14 protein-coding genes are annotated in these 15,897 nt (G+C 35.6%); 10 read left to right on the top strand and 4 right to left on the bottom strand.

Features of this window, described 5'->3' with window-relative positions:
* Nucleotides 1–535 precede the first annotated feature (535 nt).
* Genes A6E03_RS17180 through A6E03_RS17165 form a run of 4 tightly spaced genes read right to left on the bottom strand, consistent with a single transcriptional unit; the run spans nucleotide 536 to nucleotide 8,056 of the window.
* Nucleotides 536–2,338 carry a hypothetical protein gene (locus A6E03_RS17180; protein WP_065601390.1) on the bottom strand — a complete coding sequence of 601 codons (1,803 nt, stop codon included), beginning with the start codon at nucleotides 2,336–2,338 and terminating at the stop codon, nucleotides 536–538.
* Nucleotides 2,328–4,697, bottom strand: a complete 2,370-nt coding sequence (locus tag A6E03_RS17175) for a polysaccharide lyase 8 family protein (RefSeq protein ID WP_083201874.1) — start codon at nucleotides 4,695–4,697, stop codon at nucleotides 2,328–2,330. Before A6E03_RS17175 ends, A6E03_RS17180 begins: the two co-directional genes overlap by 11 nt.
* Nucleotides 4,698–4,702: 5 nt before the next feature.
* The gene (locus A6E03_RS17170; RefSeq protein WP_065601388.1) at nucleotides 4,703–7,090 is read right to left on the bottom strand and encodes a polysaccharide lyase 8 family protein; all 2,388 of its coding nucleotides are present in this window, start codon (nucleotides 7,088–7,090) and stop codon (nucleotides 4,703–4,705) included.
* A gap of 9 nt (nucleotides 7,091–7,099) precedes the next feature.
* Nucleotides 7,100–8,056 (bottom strand): hypothetical protein, encoded by a 957-nt coding sequence (locus A6E03_RS17165; RefSeq protein ID WP_065601387.1) that lies wholly within the window; start codon nucleotides 8,054–8,056, stop codon nucleotides 7,100–7,102.
* Between the two features lie 421 nt (nucleotides 8,057–8,477).
* On the opposite strand from A6E03_RS17165, the gene A6E03_RS17160 reads away from it, so the two are divergent.
* Genes A6E03_RS17160 through A6E03_RS17115 form a run of 10 tightly spaced genes read left to right on the top strand, consistent with a single transcriptional unit; the run spans nucleotide 8,478 to nucleotide 15,897 of the window.
* On the top strand, nucleotides 8,478–9,275 hold the full coding sequence (locus A6E03_RS17160; protein WP_065601386.1) for a DeoR/GlpR family DNA-binding transcription regulator: 798 nt from the start codon (nucleotides 8,478–8,480) through the stop codon (nucleotides 9,273–9,275).
* 20 nt (nucleotides 9,276–9,295) lie between these two features.
* Complete coding sequence (locus A6E03_RS17155) at nucleotides 9,296–9,784, top strand: PTS sugar transporter subunit IIB (RefSeq protein WP_065601385.1); 489 nt, start codon at nucleotides 9,296–9,298, stop codon at nucleotides 9,782–9,784.
* An 11-nt stretch (nucleotides 9,785–9,795) separates the two neighbouring features.
* Nucleotides 9,796–10,566, top strand: coding sequence for a PTS N-acetylgalactosamine transporter subunit IIC (gene agaW, locus A6E03_RS17150; RefSeq protein ID WP_065601384.1), 771 nt, complete (start codon nucleotides 9,796–9,798; stop codon nucleotides 10,564–10,566).
* Nucleotides 10,556–11,458 (top strand): PTS system mannose/fructose/sorbose family transporter subunit IID, encoded by a 903-nt coding sequence (locus A6E03_RS17145; protein ID WP_065591055.1) that lies wholly within the window; start codon nucleotides 10,556–10,558, stop codon nucleotides 11,456–11,458. Before agaW ends, A6E03_RS17145 begins: the two co-directional genes overlap by 11 nt.
* A 9-nt stretch (nucleotides 11,459–11,467) precedes the next feature.
* Nucleotides 11,468–11,908, top strand: a complete 441-nt coding sequence (gene agaF, locus A6E03_RS17140) for a PTS galactosamine/N-acetylgalactosamine transporter subunit IIA (protein WP_065591054.1) — start codon at nucleotides 11,468–11,470, stop codon at nucleotides 11,906–11,908.
* Nucleotides 11,909–11,925: 17 nt separating this feature from the next.
* A complete protein-coding gene (locus A6E03_RS17135; protein WP_065601383.1) occupies nucleotides 11,926–12,966 on the top strand; it encodes a glycoside hydrolase family 105 protein in 1,041 nt (346 codons plus the stop codon).
* A 9-nt stretch (nucleotides 12,967–12,975) separates the two neighbouring features.
* Nucleotides 12,976–13,737 carry a 2-dehydro-3-deoxy-D-gluconate 5-dehydrogenase KduD gene (gene kduD / locus A6E03_RS17130; RefSeq protein WP_065601382.1) on the top strand — a complete coding sequence of 254 codons (762 nt, stop codon included), beginning with the start codon at nucleotides 12,976–12,978 and terminating at the stop codon, nucleotides 13,735–13,737.
* A gap of 11 nt (nucleotides 13,738–13,748) precedes the next feature.
* Entirely contained in the window at nucleotides 13,749–14,273 is a 525-nt protein-coding gene (locus A6E03_RS17125; RefSeq protein WP_255310662.1) for a YgjV family protein, read from the top strand.
* Complete coding sequence (locus A6E03_RS17120) at nucleotides 14,270–14,914, top strand: RpiB/LacA/LacB family sugar-phosphate isomerase (RefSeq protein WP_065601380.1); 645 nt, start codon at nucleotides 14,270–14,272, stop codon at nucleotides 14,912–14,914. Before A6E03_RS17125 ends, A6E03_RS17120 begins: the two co-directional genes overlap by 4 nt.
* Nucleotides 14,915–14,973: 59 nt before the next feature.
* Nucleotides 14,974–15,897 (top strand): sugar kinase, encoded by a 924-nt coding sequence (locus A6E03_RS17115; RefSeq protein WP_065591050.1) that lies wholly within the window; start codon nucleotides 14,974–14,976, stop codon nucleotides 15,895–15,897.

Here is a 15,897-nt window from a genome sequence, read left to right as displayed (position 1 = left end):
GCTCTTTCGTATAATGTGGTCGCTACTGGACTCGATTGTATAACCTATCCATTTGATTTGAAAATAATTATTTAAAGTAGACTTTAAAAGTGTTACTTAGATAAGGTTGTAGTTAATATTAGAAACATTAGTAACGCTACACTATAACTAATTCTATGATTATGATTATGATTATGATTATGATTGGAATTTATACCAGATCTTCATGATAATCAGCTTTCGGATATCACTTTTTCAATTAACTTTGAAATCCCTTTCTGTACTTCAAGCATGCTTTTTGCTGTCATATAAGCTGGTATTGTTCCTACTTTATTTATATCATACCAAATAATATCTTAAGCCATACTGGACTCAACTATACAACCTATCAATTTAACTACTAACAAATTTAAATCCGCTATTGCTTAATTAGTTCACTATTACATGATACTTATATCATTAACTAAATATTTTAATTCACTCAGATCTAACACTAGGTTTAACGTCAATAGAAATGAGTAAGTTGTACTTCCTAAGAAAGAAGTACAACCCGCAACTATTTCCAACCAATCGCAATATTTTTAAAGCGAATAATCTGATTTTCTTTACCACCAACAGTATGGCGGTAAGAATCAAAGTTAGTAGTAAAACTAACAGTATCTACAAGTTCAGGCTCGACAAGTTGATGCAATACGGTATTAAATTCTTCTCCGTTAAACTTGTTAGGATCCGTTCTAAAATACGTATTATCAGCTAGAACATAATCAATATTACCCAACCCATTACCATCAAACGATATAGTTTGAATGGTTGGATGCCAAATCCCTTTACTCGTATATGATTTACCAATATCTAACCAACTTAAATCTTTATGTGGTGGGTTGCTAAATTTAGCCGCAAAGCGTTTATATTTACTGGTTGAATAACGATGATCTGAGATGACATCAGTTCCGTTAACTAAGCTAATATTTGGCAAGAAAATTAAGTCATTATTAGTTGATGAATCCTTATCTAAAAACACATCATAAGCAATACAGGCTCCAGAAAGAGAGGTATCCGGCATAGGGAATGGAACTTTCAAGCTAGAACCATTTTCTGCATCATTAACTGAACCTTGCCCTGCCATATACGTTACTTCAAGAGCTAGTTCTCCACCAAAATCAACAACAGCCATATTACTACGATTCGTATCATAATCAGAAGGTAAACCATTATTATCACCTATCTGCTTTTCAATACCATCAATAAGCGCCTGTCCAGTTAATCCCTTCAGTTTAGAAAGATCTAGATTTCTTGCTTGATTAAATCCTTTCTCAGTACAAGCATTTACTGGTGTGGGTTCAACTGGAACATCTGGCAATGTCACTACTTCATCATTCCAAGCAATAGCTAAATCTTTAATTTGAATAACTTGTTCTTGTAGGGCGCTATCTTGATCTGCACCGTGTTTATAATGACGGTAGAATTCAAATAACGTTGTTAGTTTGTAATTATGAGTGTTATTTATTAAAATCCTATCACTAAACGACCCTGCTTTGGGTGTGATTTGTACTGTGTCGTGCAGAACGGAAATTGACCCATTATCTAATGGCACCCCTGCAAAAAAATCATTCGTTTTAATATTTAATTGAACAATATTCCACGTTTGATTATTGGCTTTTAATGGCTTGCCAAGTTTTTGAAGCTGTTGATTAAATAGATCTTTATTTCCATCCATAAATCTTGTATTCACATAACCATAACGATCAGTAGATAGTTTATAAGTGAATCCACTACCTTCTGCACTTGGCTTGTTTTCAACTAATGGGTCACCACTTGTAAAACCCCCTAAGAAAATATAATCCGGTGATTTAGAAGGACTACCAAAGCCAAGAGATGTACCTAATTTAAACTTATAAGACATTGATGCTTCTTTAACTAAACCATTTGGTAGTTCAATCAGAAAACTAAATCCATTAGTCACTGCATTAGAGCTTGATGGCACACCCACTACACCTTTGTCTATTCTAGTTTCAAGTACATATTTATCACCATTTTGAACTACATTTAAATTTGTTACATCCCATGCATGAGATGTTCCCATCCCCCACTTTGGTGTAATCTTAAACTGACCTGACTTCACGGTTAAGTTAGCATTGAGTTGATCCTCAATTCCTGAAACAAGATCGATTCCACTAAGGCCAGCAAGCTCTTCTAGGTTAGGTACTATTATATTTTTAAAATCACCAATAATTGGTTTGCTACTATCAATCGGAGGTAACGTTGGTATTTTTGGTTTATCTGAACTTTCATTACCGCAACCAGCTAGAGCAAGAGATATACCCATAGCTAAAATATATTTATTCTTATTACTGTTCATTAGTTTTTCCCTTTAATGAAAAAGTATAGGTGTCGCCATATAAATCATTAAGATCAACAGTTAATTTTCTGTCATTTATATAAACGCGATCATGTACATCATCACTTATTACAAATGATGTATTTAACACAAACTTTATTGGTTGCTGCGAGTACATAGGATCTGAAACTGAAATTTTCATTTCATCTCCTTTTTTCTTTATCATAATAGATAAAGGGGTCAACGCAGTAACCATACCCGCAGAACCTGGTTTCCAAAAATTAGCTGTTAATATATTTAATTTTTTATGATTAACGGCATGTGCAATTGCGTCATTTCGTATAATTTCAATTGCTGATGTCGAACCTTCTTTATTACTAGCGTTTGGAATAATCATATATTGATAACTATCATCGATCATTTCATGATTTATAGATGCAGTCACAAAACAATTAGATAAGGATCCATAACCAGAACCAATATCAGACCAATTACCTTTGTTTTCTTTAATTTCAATTGTTGTGTTATTACTACCTAATACAACATAAGAAATTGGATTAATTTGATTTGTAACTTTTATATCTAAATTTTTAAGTTCTCCTACAAAATTAGGATTGCTAATATAATTAACGTTATTTATTTCAATTTCAGATCCGCATTCTATTTTTCTATTTTCAATAATAGTCCTTGCATTACTGCTACTATTATTTTTAATATTAGACCCTAAGGCAACAATTTCATCATCAAACATAAACCACGATTTTTTAGCTTTTAAAAGATCGCTATAGTTTGTAAAATCAAACCCCGCAACACCGTAACCTTCTAAAGAAGTACCTCCTGACCATTCAATTAGAACTTGTCGTCCATCACGTTGCTCGCTTTTCTGGCCCGAGCAGTTCTCTCTTACCTCTTCAAGAACTGTTGTTCCGGCTAATTGATAGGGGTCTACAACCGCAAAATAACCAGTATAGTGATCACGTTGACCATTATATAAATAGTTCATTCCATCAGATGTATACCACCCCTTTAAATTTTCACCATTAACGCATTCATAGTTACCGACACGGTTTGAGTGCATTGCAATCCCAAATGACCAAGTATCACGATGGTGTACAACCCTATCCATTGCTGGAAATTGATGATGTTCTTTGTGGCGATTCAACAATAAAACGCTATCATCATTCACTATGTTCTGTGCTAATTGATATGTATTAATTGAAGTGACAGAACCAAAATAATCAAGGAAAGTATCATTCAATATTTGAGTTTTAATTAAGGATTTTAGTTTATCTTTATCATTCTCTTTTGCTGATTCAACATACAATAACATTGACTCAATAACAGAATGTCCGATCTTATGATTTTGTCCAGAAACCCTCGATATTGCACGACCGTTAACAAAATCCATCATACGCCCATCAATCATTAAAGGTGAAAATGAATTAAAAATAATAGGATAAATATTATAAAACTTATTAGAAAAAGACATATCGGTCTCTTCAATAGCCCCTAACATCATCCCTAACCCTTTAATTAATTCATTTCCATACGTCCCCGTATATGGAATATCTTTGTGCTGTAAAAATGAATCATCGATATAAAAACCGTCACTATTATCAACGTAATCGATAACAGGAATAATGGCAGCAATAGCAGCTTTAAATTCATTTTCATTATTCTCTAAAACACTACGAATTAATACAACTCGTGCATTATCAATTCTATTTGCTCCAGTTGTTTCAAAAGGTTTTGGACTACTTGAACTTCCAGCCCCCAGTCCTTCACTAAAATGTGTAGGGTTCGGAACAAAATATCGAGTGGCATTAATGTATTGCTTTAATAGTTCATTATTAACATTACTTCCCATTAACAATAAAATATCATTTATATTTTTAGGAATACCAACTTGCCAATTCCACCAATTACCAAACTCTTGTACATCAGTTTTGTAATATTGTTGATTTAATAATTCCAAACTTTCAATAATGGTACTATTTAAATCAGCATTTCCTTTAAATTCCCCTCCAGGTAAATTATATACACGAGCCATAGACAACAATCGTTGGTATGTTTTGTGTAATTGATTACCCAATTCATTATTAGGAACATCAAGACGTATATCTGACCACAAACCAGTTCTAGATAAAGTGTGGTCTGCCAACCACACTTTAGTTTGAGAATTAAGCTTGTTAACTACTGTATGTAGCTCGTCATCAAACGGTAGTGATGAATCGCCAATAAAATAACTATTCCACTGTGTACGAAATTCAATAAATTGAATTTCAGATTTTAATGGTTCATTTTTTTCATCTGAACCACCACAACCGGTTAACACACCAACAATTAATGCGATGGTAGTATATTTAAACGATTTCATCATTTATCTTACTTAATGCGTTTTAATGTAAACGTATAACTTGAACCAGCTAAATCAGATAAATCCGCTGAAATTTTATTACTATTTAACGTTATACGACTTTCAATATCAGTCATAATTTCAAACTGACCATCAATAACAAACTTAGTGTTAAACCAACTACGTGTAGGGTCAGATATTGAAATAGTAACTAAACCATTAGTCTCTTTAGTTATAATAGACATGGAAGAGTCCGATTCAATATGACCAGCTTTACCATCATCAAAAAAGTTAGCTGCAAAAATACCCAGTTTGTTATGCATTACTGCTTGAACATCGCTTGTATTAGACACTATGGTTATTGCAGGTATAACTATTGTTTCTTGTTCTGGAATAATTGCATAAGCATATGTACCAAGATCTCCTTTATGCACGATTGTAGCTTCAACAAAACATGCCTCTACAGAACCTTTATTATTACCAATATCAGACCAATCACCAGAACGACATTTTTTAGAAATTGTTATTGGTTGCTCGTCTAAACTCACGTATTGCAACGGAGCTTTTACATCACTGTATTTAATTGATAATCGATCTAATTTACCAACAAACTCATTATCTAGGCCTAACACGCTACCATTAACTTTAACGACTGACTCTGAATCAATTTTACGGTTTTCAATCGTAGTAATCGCTTTATTATCGCTTGAATTTTCAATAGCAGACCCTAAAGCAATAATTTCATCATCAAACATGAACCAGGATTTTTTAGCCTTCAGATCACGATTAAAATTAACAAAATCCATACCAGTGACACCGTAACCTTCTAATGCCGCACCACCAGTCCATCCCATTGAACGGTTACGTCCATCTCGCTGAGTTGAAAGCTGACCAGTACAAATATCTCTTTCAACTAAAAGAGTCGTCGTACCTGCCAACTTATATGGGTCAACTGTTACCCAATAGCCATTTTGATAATGATCTTGCTCATTATACAAATACGTCATTCCATCTGCTGTATGCCAACCTTTTAGGTTTTCATTATTTATACATTCGTAGTTACCAACACGTTTTGAATGCATTGCAATACCAAAAGACCAATTATTGCGGTGGTGAACAACTCGATCCATTTCTGAAAATTGTTTATGGAATACAGGCTTATTCACCGTTATATCTTTGGACTTCATCAATGCATGAGCAATTTGATACGAGCTTAAAATGCCAGATCTTTCTAGTCCATTATTTGAATTCACTAATTGAGATTTAATAAAAACTTCGAGTTGCTGTTTATATTCTGGTGGTGCGCCATCTAAATAGAGCATCATTGCACTTAGAATCGACTGCCCCACTTTATCATTTTGACCATATAAGCGAGAAATAGCACGACCATTAACCATATCCATCATGCGCCCATCAACCATTAATGGAGCGAAAGATTCTAATAGTAATGGATATATTTTTTGTAAATTAGGATCTGTTGCCTGATATCGTGTATTAGATACCACTCCTAATAACATACCTAAACCTTCGATCATTACCTGTCCATACGTACCACTATAAGGTAAATCTTTATGCTGAATATAAGAGCCGTCCTTATAAAAACCATCGCCCTCTTCTACATAAGGAATGACACTTGATAATGCTTCAATTGCCTCTTTTATTTCACTTTCATTATTTTCAAGTAGCCCTCGGATCAGGACAACCTGAGCATTATCAGTACGATTCCCACCTGTAGATTCCCACATTAAAGGCGCACTCGAATACGGAGCCCCATAACCTTCACTTAGATGGGTTGCTCGAGGTACAAAATAACGAGTCGCATCAATATAATTGGCTATAATTTCATAGGGAATATCATCATATAAAATAATCAGTGTATTATGAACAACACGACTAATACCCAACTCCCATTGCCACCAATTTCCATACTCTGCCGTACCAACTTGATAATAATTCTCATTTAAAAACGCCAAACTATCAATGACCATTTCACGTAATTGTGAATCACCTTCAAGCTCTCCACCTTTCAACTTATATGCACGAGCAAGCGTAAAAATGCGCTGATAAGTCTTATATAACTGAGATCCTAATTGTAAACGACCTTCTGAACTGTCATTATTAAGAGATACATCTGCCCATAACCCTTCTTTATTAAGTTGTAGATTTTTAAGTAACTCTAACGCTTCATTATTAATAACGGTAACTTCAGCACCTAGTTTTGAATTCATTGGTAAATTAGGATCACCCAAGAAATACGAAGCCCAGCGAGTTCGCATCACAGAAAATGTCTCTTCTTGTGACATGATGTTTATTTGTTGATCCGTGTCATGTGATGTAATTGCCAAAACTGGAGTACTTAACGCACCAAAAATGATAGACATTGACACAGCAAGAACGGATAGATTTAAATTTTTCAAAATATGTCCTTAAAATACGTATTGCATACCAAGCTTTGCAAAGAATTTATTGCGATAAGGCAATGCTTTTACAGTGCCACTTCCACCATCGTAATAACTGTTTTTCTCTTCTTGCCAATACGTTTCATAAATCAAATTCAACTTACCGGAAATCCCAACATTTCCGTAAACACCTGCTCGAGAGTAGTTTTTATCAAGTTCTATCCCCCAGCGTTCAGGGTCATAGTGAGAACGTTCTATAATATTTCGACCCAGACCAATCCGCACAAATGGATTTATGGTTACACGCCCAACCTTTTGGGTATAAACCAAACGAAATTGCCAATAATCAATGTCATAGTTATTTTCAAAGCTATCGAACTCAGTATAAAAGTGTGGCTTTATTGATGAGGTCGTATTAATACGATGAATTAAACCAAATTCATATTCATAACCCCAATCAACATAGTCTTCTGCTTGTGAATCCATTGAACGTTTACCGCGAGCTTGTCCAAGATAGACATGACCATTAGTAAATAATTGATTTGTCGGATTAATAAAATAATCTACTTGTGGATAGGCACGATATTCAACCTCATAACGATCAATATCATATCCGTTGTAGCGAACGCCTACACCAGAACGAAAACGCCATGCACCAAATCTGTCTGATCGCGTGTAATGCATTTCTGCACGCTCTGTCATTGATGTAATTTCATTAGGAAATAAATCAGCATTTATATATTCTTTTTTAAAATATCGTCCCCAGACATTCCACTCATTATTGTTTGGTGAATGTGAAAAGCGAATATATGGAACATAAGCAGTCAATTGCTCATACAAATGTTCCTTTCCTGAATCATCTATTTCATTGAAATATTCTTCATATTCCGATCCGACCTCAACCCATGTTCGAGCTGATAGCGGCAATGCAATTGCGGTAGCTGCCAATCCAAGAATGACAACAGTGCAAGCATTAATTCTCATAGTGTTTACCTCTAAATAATACGATCAAGTAAAAATCCCCGACGCTTTCTTTTTTTTATTATATTCATAATATTTTTACTTTCTTTCACTTTGATCACAATTTGAGAAACTAAAAGAAAAAAGAATTAAATTACTGTATCATTAAATGATGCTGTATATAGCTTGCTCTATGTCAGTAAACATTATGATTATTCGTCAGAAATTGAGCTGATCAGCAAAATATTGAGTCTCACTTCAATAATTAATACCCATTTAGTATTAGAAAATAAGTGTTACTGGTATATATCAAGCAGATATACATTCAATTACATGATACGCATCACGTATCAATAATGAGAATGTGAGCTTCATCAAGCTTATTGTAAAAATCAATTGCCGAAATAATAATCCTACGACAGACTACGAATGAAAGTGAAAACAAATGAAAACTAAATTAAATAGTGATACTGCAAAACCATCATTAGAGAGACGACTTGAAATAGTTAATCTTGTCGGATTAAGAGGAAAATTACATGTTGACGAGCTATCAACCATTTTCCATGTGACAGGAGCCACAATTAGGGCTGACTTAAGGTTTCTTGAAAAGAATGGATTTCTAATTAGAGCGCACGGGTATGCATTAGTTAACAAAGCAGTACTTTCTCAACTATCTGATAGTAATAAGAAGGCTCAGCAAACCGTTGATTCAAGATTAGATTTCTTTGGTCAAACAGTCGCGAAATTGCTACAAGAAAATGATTCTATTTTTATTGATAGCAATAAACTTATTAGACAATCAATGAGAGGAGTTAAAGATTGGCACCATTCAAAAGTAGTAAGTAATGATTTGAACTTAGTAAGAACCTTACATGTTGAAAACATCCACTTATTCATGACAGGTGGTCGCGTTAATCTTGACCTAATGAAATTCACTGGGTCACAAATGATAAAAAATGTGAAGAGTCATAGATTTAGCAAGTCATTCATCTTTATTGATGGATTTAGTTCTTCACAAGGCGTATTTGCAAACAGTGAATCAGACGCTGAGTTAATCAAAACACTACGTGAAATATCTGAGCAAATTATTGTGATTGCTACTTCAGAATGTTTTGAAAATCACAGTCAATTTTGGGTCTTTGACACGAACTCAATTGATGCAGTAATTACAGATGAAAATGTGTCTATCGAAGTTTTAGATAATTTAAAATCTAATAACGTAACAATTTTTAAACCAACTTAACTTATTTAAAGGGAAAATAAATGGCTAATATCGTTTTAGCTCGCATTGATGAACGCTTAATTCACGGTCAAATCCGGTTGCAATGGGGCAAACATTCAGGTGCGAATACTATAATTGTTGCAAATGATGAAATCGCAGGGCTTGAGCCGCTTCAAGGTCCATTCAAAGCTTCTGCCGGTAGTGATTTTGCTGTTCTATTTCGAACTATTCAGCAAACAATAGATAACCTACCTAAAGCAGGGCCAGATCGTAAAATTTTAGTTCTTTGTAAAGATCCAATAGATTTTGCCCGCATCGTTCAAGGTGGCATCAAACTGCCTGAAATTAACATTGGTAATATGCATTTTCATGAAGGTCGCATTCAAGTTAACAAATATATAAATGTTAACGAAAAAGACATGGAAGCCTTCGAAATCCTTAAAGAACATGGCAGCTCCTGCACTGTTCAACATATGCCGGAAAGTGAAAAAGAATGTATTTTTTCACTCACTAAAAACCTAAATATTTAAGGTAAATAAAAATGTTAATGGAAGCTATTTTAGTCGGTGTATGGGCCGCATTATGTGGTATTGATAAATTTGATATCTTTACTGGTATTCACAGACCGCTCGTCACAGGTACTGTTGTTGGTTTAATTCTTGGGGACTTACAAACAGGATTAATTGCGGGTGCTACATTTGAACTCGCTTGGTTAGGTCTAGTATCAAATGCTGGCGTTCAACCACCAGATACAACCATCGGCGCAATCGTTGGTACCATGTTCGCAATTAAATTAAACATGACACCTGAAGCTGCTATTGGTATGTCGATCCCTTTTGCTCTTGCAATGCAAACTGCCGTTATTTTCTTATTCACATCTTGTGCACCAATGATGCAAAAAGCGGATCAGTACGCATCTGAACTTAACTTAAAAGGATTAGACAAACTACTTTATTTAGGATTAAGCGCTCGAGCGTTGCTTTACGGCATTGTTGGTTTTAGTGCGATTTTCTTTGGAGTGTCAGGTGCTGAGTTTATTCAAGAATATCTACCAGAAAGTATTGTTAAAGGTATGGCGATTGCCGGAGGCATGATGCCAGCAGTAGGTTTCGCGATGCTACTTCGAACCATGTTCAACATTCAAATATTACCTTACTTCTTTTTAGGATTTATTTGTGCAACTTATTTCGATCTTCCCATTTTAGCTGTCGCTGTAATCTTCACATGTATTGCAGTCCTTGATTATTTAAATAGTAATAAATCAGATTCAAACAATGCTTCTAACACAAAAGGATTTGACGATGAGCTCTAATATTAATATGGATTTGAACGATAACTTCTACCAAGGTCAATCACCTAATAAAGTAAACACTGATACCGAAGTAGATATGAACCATGACACTTATCATGACCAGACAACTAAAAAAGTCATCACTAAGAATGACTTATGGAAAATTGGTTTTCGTGGATTATTAATGGAAGGTAACTTTAACTATAACCGTATGCAAGCGGGTGGTTTCTGTTATTCAATAAGCCCAGCATTAAAAAAGATCCACTCTAACCCTGAGGATCTTAAAAAAGCATTGAAGAACAATTTACAATTTTACAATGCTAATCCAAAAATGTTTACCCTTCCCCTTGGCTTAGCTATTGCAATGGAAGAAAACAAAGAAAAGCCATCAACTATTGCTTCAGTTAAAGCGGCAACTATGGGCTCAGTGTCTGGTGTAGGTGACGCACTGGACCACTCTGTTATGCTCCCTCTAACATTAGCTATCGGTTGTTCTATTGCTCTACAAGGCAATCCTTTAGGTGTTTTAGTATTCTTTGTTTTATACCAAGCGTACCGTATTCCTATGTATTTCTGGTTACTGTTCTTAGGCTATAACGCTGGTGTTTCAGCATTAGAAAAATTATCAGACCAAGCAGAGAAATTAGGCCGTGCAGCTAACATCGTTGGTTTAGGTGTTATTGGTTCAATGGTAGCAAAATTCGTTAAAGTGAAAACGGATATTGTTCTTGAGGCTGGTGCTGCATCTATCAGCTTACAAACTGGTATGTTCGATAAGATAATGCCAAACATATTACCAATGCTACTGGTTTGGTTAATGTACTACTTTGTTAAAAAAGGTAAATCTCCAACAGTTTTAATTTTTGGTACTTTATTTGCCGGTGTTGGCGGTCATTTACTTGGTATTTTTTAAGGATTAAAGATGATTGGTATTATTGTTTCTGGACACATAAATTTCGCGTCGGGTATGAAATCAGCAGTTGATGCCATTGTTGGTGAACAAAGTTCTATCGAGTTCATTGACTTTGTTTCATCAATTACTACTGAAGAGCTTGAACGTAAAATGATCAACGCTGTTGAGAGAGTAAATAATGGTCAAGGCGTTTTATTTCTGACTGATGTTATCGGGGGTTCTCCTTGTAACCGAGCTGTAGCTATCATGCTCTCTAGAAATGACGTTAAGGTTATTGGGGGTTGTAATCTGCCAATGATTACAAATGCATGTTTTGAACGTGATGATGTGTCATTAGAAGAACTGTCTGAGATCGTCCTAGAGATAGGTCGCTCAACAATGAATGATATGCACCTTGTTATCCAAGAACAAGAAGCAAATACAAGTGACGAATTTAAAGACGCTCTTTAATTACTCAAGGATTGGAAATGAACAAGGAACACATTCAAGACTTAATGAAAAAAGTCTATCAATGGCAGCATACGAACCGTACCCGCTTTGTTATTCGAAGTACTGGTAAAAAACGTTTTCTACGTGCAACAGATTGGGAACGTGGCGTATTTTGGTTATCCGTGGCTGATGCCTGGAAAGAAACCAATGATCAAGACTACCTTGATGGTTTAATGGACTACACACTCAATACAGGATTTAGACCAGGTCATTTACCTCGTTTTGCTGATGACCATGTCTGTATTCAAGCTTATTTACCACTCTACCCTTTGATGGATACGCCTGAAATCATTGAGTATGCAACAAATGCATTCGATATCATGATCAATGACCCTAAAAATGGCCGTAATGACTGGTGGTGGTGTGACTCATTATTCATGGCACCTCCTGCATTTGCTGGTATTTCTGCGATTACAGATGATAAAAAATACATCGATTATATGGATACTGCATTCTGGGATGCTGTTGATAATCTGTATGACCCTGAAACTGGTTTGTATTATCGAGATCATCGATATATTCCAAATGATGAGCAAACCGAGCTTCGAGAAAAGAACGGTGAAAAAATATTTTGGTCACGGGGTATTGGTTGGGTTCTAACAGCAATCCCTAGAATTCTAGAACATATGCCACAAGATTACCCTACTCGCGGGCAATACATTGCAATGTTCACTGCGCTAGCTGAAGAAGTCATTAAATATCAGCAAGAGGATGGATTCTGGCGCACTAGTTTACTTGACCCAGAGAATTACCCATCGCCAGAAAGCAGTGCAACCTCTTTGTTTGTCTGTGGCCTAGCATGGGGAGTTGAAAAAGGTTTATTAGATAAATCTATTTACTTACCAATCATCACTAAATCGTGGGAAGCATTAGAAACCTGTGTTCACGACAACGGCATGATTGGATGGGTTCAACTACCCGCTTACAACCCACGAGATGTTGAATTTGAACACAACATTGATTATGGCGCAGGTGCATTTTTACTTGCAGCTACACAAGTTATGAAAATTTTAAAATAAGGTTATCCCATGATTCTTGATTCATTTAATTTAAGCGGCAAAGTAGCAATCGTAACGGGTTGTGATACTGGCCTTGGTCAAGGTATGGCTCTAGGTCTTGCTGAAGCTGGCTGTGACATTATCGGTGTTAACATCACTGAACCAACTGATACTATTAGTAAAATCGAAGCTATCGGTCGTAAGTTTTTTGATATTCGTGCTAATTTAATGGCAATGGACTCTATTGATTCTATCGTAGAACAAGCGGTTGCTGAGTTCGGCCGCATTGATATTCTAGTAAACAATGCTGGCATTATTCGCCGTAATGATGCAATTGATTTCACAGAAAACGATTGGGATGATGTAATGAACATCAACATTAAGACGACTTTCTTCTTATCTCAAGCAGTTGCAAAACAATTCATAGCTCAAGGTGAAGGTGGTAAAATTATTAACATCGCATCAATGCTATCTTTCCAAGGTGGAGTTCGTGTTCCATCATATACAGCATCAAAAAGTGCGGTTATGGGTGTCACTCGTGCGATAGCTAATGAATGGGGTCAATACGGTGTCAATGTTAACGCTATTGCCCCTGGATATATGGCGACCAATAATACACAAGCATTACGTGAAGATGCAGAACGCAACAAGGCTATCCTTGAGCGTATCCCAGCAAATCGTTGGGGAACACCTGAAGATCTACAAGGAGCTTGTGTATTCTTAGCCTCAAAAGCATCTGATTATATCAATGGCTATACAATTGCTGTAGATGGCGGTTGGCTGTCTCGTTGATGGATCCCAGTTTGGTTGATATTTTCTCATTTGCCCAGCTATTAGGTCTTCTTAGTTTCATTTTAGGCATTGCCGCATTCTATCAAAAAAATGATAAACGATTGAAGATCCTTATGTTGGCTTTAAACATCAACCATATGTTTCATTATCTATTACTAGGCTCGACAGTATCGGCTCTCAGCTCCTGGCTATCGGCAATGAGAACCACAACAGCAATTTTTATTCGAAATGGTTATATCGCATTTGCTTTTGTATGTACCAGCTTGCTATTTGGCATTTTAACGACCGATTACATGTGGCAACTATTCCCTATAATAGGAACTGTAATTGGTAGTTACGCGATATTTATGCTCGACGGAATAAAAATGTGCTGTTGGTTTTTTATCGGCGCTACATGTTGGCTAATTAACAATATTTTAATTGGTTCAATTGGTGGTGTTCTTTTAGAAATTACGGCGATGTCAGTAAACATAATCACCATCATTCGATTGCATAAAGACGATCGAATTTTAAACAAAAATTTGGAATTAAAATGAAAATTGCATTAACTATGGAAAATAGCCAAGCGGCTAAAAACTCAATCGTTTTAAATGAATTACTTACAGTAACAGCACAAAGTAACGATGAAGTATTTAACGTCGGCATGTCTGATGATCAAGATCACCACCTGACTTATATTCACCTTGGCATCCAAGCTTCTATTCTTTTAGCTTCTAAAGCGGTTGATTTTGTATTTACTGGCTGTGGTACTGGTCAAGGTGCAATGATGAGTTGTAATGCTCATCATAACGTTGTTTGTGGTCTTGCTATTGAACCATCTGATGCGTTCTTATTTACTCAAATCAACAATGGTAATGCACTTGCTCTTGCATTTGCTAAAGGGTTTGGTTGGGCTGCAGAATTAAACATCCGTAATATTTTTGAAAAAGTATTATTATCTGGCTGTGAATGTGGCCAAGGCTACCCTATTGAACGCGCACTTCCACAACAACAAAATGCAGCTATTTTGAATCAAGTTAAACTTGCTGTCGCTAAAGACAATTATATTGACGCACTAAAGTCTATGGATCCTGAATTAGTTAAAACTGCAGTTATGGGTGAACGTTTTCAAGCGTGTTTATTTAACAATGCTGAAAACCAAGAAATCGTTGATTATGTTCGTTCTATCCTAAACTAATATCAATTAGCAACCTAGGCCGATCTTAATGATCGGTCTTTTGTATAAATAGGAATTTTATGGATATTACAAACATAGCCATTATTGGTGAATGCATGGTTGAGTTAAAAGAAATCAATGGTGTTGTAACTCAAGGTTTTGGTGGTGATACTCTCAATACAGCAATCTACCTTTCTCGTGCACTAGAAACACATAATACGACTGTCTCCTACCTCACTTGTGTTGGTAAAGATAATTTTACAAAAAGAATGGTAGATAATTGGAAGAAAGAAGACATCTGCACAGATATGGTAAGAACTTCTACCGATAAAAATAACGGTATTTACTCAATCAAAACAGATAGTGAAGGAGAACGAACCTTTAATTACTGGCGTAATGATTCCGCTGCAAAATATTGGATCACTTGTGAAAACGCCTCTCAAATCACAGCAGATTTATTAACCCACCAACTTGTTTATTTAAGTGGAATTAGTCTTGCAATCCTTACTTCTGAATGTAGAGATACACTCTTTTCTATCCTTGAAAATTGTAAATCTAAAGGTATAAAAATTGCCTTTGATAATAACTACCGCCCTACTCTTTGGAATAACCAATCAGAAGCCCAGTCTGCTTATACAAAAATGTTATCTTTAACTGATATCGCCTTCTTAACTTTTGATGATGAGCAGTTATTATGGGGAGATGATACCGCAGACCAAGCAATGCATCGTACAATCGATTTAGGTGTGTCTGAGATCATTATCAAACGTGGTAAGGATGATTGTATTGTTTACTCTTCTGATAACACCTCTTTTATTCCATCAGTAAAAGTAACCAATGTCATTGATACTACAGCTGCTGGGGACTCCTTTAGTGCAGGTTACCTATCTAAGCGAGTATTAGGCTGTAGCGGCTCTGAATCGGCGGTTGCTGGTCATAAACTTGCAAGCACAGTTATTCAATACCACGGGGCCATTATCCCTAAATCTGTTATGCCAATCTGA

The sequence above is a fragment of the Aliivibrio sp. 1S128 genome (assembly GCF_001691065.1).
Taxonomy (GTDB): domain Bacteria; phylum Pseudomonadota; class Gammaproteobacteria; order Enterobacterales; family Vibrionaceae; genus Aliivibrio.
The sequence above is the reverse complement of the archived record's forward strand: the minus strand, read 5'-3'. Positions and strand labels throughout refer to the sequence as shown.